This is a genomic window from Sphingomonas sp. (assembly GCF_048594985.1).
Lineage (GTDB): Bacteria > Pseudomonadota > Alphaproteobacteria > Sphingomonadales > Sphingomonadaceae > Sphingomonas_I.
In genome coordinates this window covers 1-3,200 of the sequence record NZ_JBMDXG010000002.1, presented here as the reverse complement: position 1 = coordinate 3,200, position 3,200 = coordinate 1, and the positions used below count along the sequence as shown (strand labels likewise).

3 protein-coding genes and 1 riboswitch are annotated in these 3,200 nt (G+C 65.9%); of the genes, 2 read left to right on the top strand and 1 reads right to left on the bottom strand.

The genetic code is table 11. The annotated features are described in order from the left end of the window. A partial coding sequence (locus ACOJSF_RS00050; RefSeq protein WP_420140202.1) for an alpha-L-arabinofuranosidase C-terminal domain-containing protein occupies positions 1-774 on the top strand: 774 nt, incomplete at its 5' end. A 434-nt stretch (positions 775-1,208) separates the two neighbouring features. Here the strand turns inward: ACOJSF_RS00050 and ACOJSF_RS00045 are convergent. Further along, the gene (locus ACOJSF_RS00045; RefSeq protein ID WP_420140201.1) at positions 1,209-1,919 is read right to left on the bottom strand and encodes a hypothetical protein; all 711 of its coding nucleotides are present in this window, start codon (positions 1,917-1,919) and stop codon (positions 1,209-1,211) included. 245 nt (positions 1,920-2,164) lie between these two features. Further along, positions 2,165-2,253: riboswitch (glycine riboswitch) on the top strand. A 165-nt stretch (positions 2,254-2,418) separates the two neighbouring features. Between ACOJSF_RS00045 and gcvT the strand changes: the two genes are divergently transcribed. Next, positions 2,419-3,200: glycine cleavage system aminomethyltransferase GcvT (gene gcvT, locus ACOJSF_RS00040; protein WP_420140200.1), on the top strand; the 782-nt coding region annotated here is incomplete at its 3' end.

Sequence of the window (3,200 nt, the reverse complement as noted above, 5' to 3'; positions counted from 1 at the left end):
GGCCTCTCGCTGCACAACTACACCGTGGTGCGGTTCCCGGCCGCCTACAAGTCGGTCGGGTTCGGTGAGCAGGAGTACGCCGAGATCCTGAAGGACACGCTGAAGATGGACGCCCTCATCCGGCAGCACTCGGCGATCATGGACAAATATGATCCGGAAAAGAAGGTCGGCCTGTATGTCGACGAATGGGGCCTGTGGGCGGATCCCACCCCCGGCTCCAATCCGGGTTTCCTGCAGCAGCAGAACACCTTGCGCGACGCCATGCTCGCCGCGCTCAACCTCAACATCTTCATGCGCCACGCCGATCGCGTCCGTGGCACGAACATCGCGCAGATGATCAACGTGCTCCAGGCGATGATCCTGACCGACGGGCCGAAGATGGTGCTGACGCCGACCTATCACCTGTACCATATGTACGTGCCGTTCCAGGACGCGACCGTCGTCCCGATGCAGTTCGACGCGGGCACCTATTCCAGCGGCGACATCAAGCTGCCGCGCGTGGACGCCATTGCCGCCCGCGACAGCGCGGGGAAGCTCTGGCTGGCGCTGGTCAATATCGACGCCACCCGCCCCGTGACGCTCACCACCGCGATCGACGGCGCGTCGCCGCGCGGCGCGTCCGGCCGGATCCTCGCCGCCGCCGCCGTCGACAGCCACAACGACTTCGCCAACCCCAACCGCGTCGCGCCCAAGCCCTATAGCGGGCGTGTATCGGGCGGCCGCCTGCAGTTCGACCTGCCGGCCCGCTCGATCGCGGTGGTGCAGGTCCAGTAACCGTGGCGGGCGGCGGGGCGGTAACGCCTCGCCCGCCGGCCTCCCAAGGTCGAAAGCTCATGAAGGGCAGCTTTCGGCGACGACGCCGAACGACTGGAAGTCGTGGCTAGCTGCCGTTATCTTGACGACGAATGATAGCGTTGATTGCGGCACGGCTGCCAAAGCCAACGAGAGCGGCAATCCCCAGTGCGGCTCCGATCAGTAGCCAATCGAGACCATGATGGCAGGGGTCACCGGGAACGCAGTCACCAAGCGCGCTCGAGAGGATGACAAACCCGAGCAGTGGCAAGCCGACGAGCGCCGCCAAACCGCAACCCCACTTGCCTCCCGGCGTGCCACCAGACCGATACCCTTCCTCCATCAGCGTAGCCTAACCCAAACGGGCCCGTCCGCAATTGGGCGTTGGCGGACAGGCGGCTTTATAAACCTACGGCCTAGAATTCCTTCACGATCCGCGCGCCCGCGACCGGGCGGGTCGTTTCCCCGCGTTGCTTGTCGATGCCGATGCCGAGCTGGACGCTGATCTTCTGCGACAAAGGCGCGTGATATTGCGCCATCGTCAGGATGCCGCCGTCATGGCCCGTCTTGTAATTGAGCTCGAGCCCGACGCGCGACCGGCCGATGTCGTAGAATGTCGAATGATTGATCAGCAGGCCCGCCGTGCTTTCCGACTGGCCGACGCGCACGTCGCCGACGCCGATCATCGACATCGTGCTCCAGCGCGCGCTGTGCCGCCGGCCGATCATGTAGAGCAAGGCGTGCGAGGTCGTGTCGCTCTCGCGCTCGTAGATGCCGAGATACTGGAAACCGTGCGCGATCCGGCCTCCGTCGAGCGTGCCGAGCGTCGCCTGCGCGCCGACCTTGAATTCGGCGAGCCGGCTCCCCTCGAACGGCAGCTCGAACTCGATCGCGAAGCCGTCGGCGACCGCATATTCGATCTCGGGCGCCCATTCGATCGTGCGTTCCTGGCCGGACAGCGGCGATAAAGCGAGGACATTGGTCTCCAACTCGCCACGCCGCGCGCCCAGCGGGCGGACCATATCGAACACCATCGGTTCCGGAATATCGGGATACTCGGTACCGCCCGCCGCATCCGCCGCCGACGCGGCGATGACGGCGGCCGGAACCAGCAGGCGGGCGATCATCGGAAATGAAACTCCTGAATTGCTGCGTTGCAGCGCACTTGAACGCTCCTCTTCACATAGGATGTTAGCGCGCCGTCCCGCCGAATCGTCATGCAGTGCAGCGCGCCACATCCCGCACCGCCGGAGCATGAGGCAAGCCGCCCGCACGCTTTCTTACAAAGGACCAGCATCTTGTCGCCGAGCCCGATTGACTCGAATCGACGCGCCGCGCAGGGTCGTACGCGTCGCCGGAGGGTAACTTCTGGAGGAGGCACGCGGGAGAAGGGCGGGAGACCGCCCGCCGAAGGAGCAACCGCCCCGGAATCTCTCAGGTCACAAGGACCGCGTGCGTCAGAGACACTCTGGAAAGCGGGCGGCGGCCGGGCAGGCCGACGCCCCACCGAAGGGGTAAGCGCGCGGCCCGCCGCGCGCGAAAGCTCTCAGGTCCCGTGACAGAGGGGGCGATGGAGGCAAAGGGCATCCGCCCGGCGCTGTCCATCGTACTTTCGATGCGGGGACCATGATGAGCGACGATCACGACCACGACGTACAGCCGCTGCCGCTCGACGCATGGCATCGCGCGCGCGGCGCGCGGATGGTGCCGTTCGCGGGCTATGCGATGCCGATCCAGTATGAGGGCATCCTGGCCGAACATAACTGGACGCGCGAACATGCCGGCCTGTTCGACGTCAGCCACATGGGGCAGCTCACTTTGTCGGGCGATGCGGTCGACGCCGCGCTGGAAACATTGCTGCCCGGCGACATCAAGGGCCTCGGCGTCGATCGGATGCGTTATTCGCTCCTGCTCGACGATACTGGCGGGATCATCGACGACCTGATGGTCACGCGCCGCGCGGACGATGTCTACATGGTCGTGAACGGCGCGACCAAGGCGGGCGACGTGGCCTATCTGCGCGCGCGCCTGCCGCAGGATATCGCGCTGGTCACACTCGACAGCCACGGCCTGCTCGCCTTGCAGGGGCCGGAGGCGGTGACCGCTCTGTCGCGGCTGGTGCCTGGGGTCGAAAACCTCACCTTCATGACCGCCGGCCTGTTCGGCCATGGCGAGCATCCTTTGTGGATCAGCCGGTCGGGCTATACCGGCGAGGACGGGTTCGAAATCTCGCTTCCCGCGCACTCGATCGAAATGTTCGCGGGCCTGCTGGCCGACCAGCCCGAGGTGAAGCCGATCGGTCTCGGCGCGCGCGACAGCCTGCGTCTGGAGGCGGGGCTGCCGCTCTACGGTCACGATCTCGATACCGGCATCAATCCGGCCGCCGCCGATCTCGGCTTCGCGGTGTC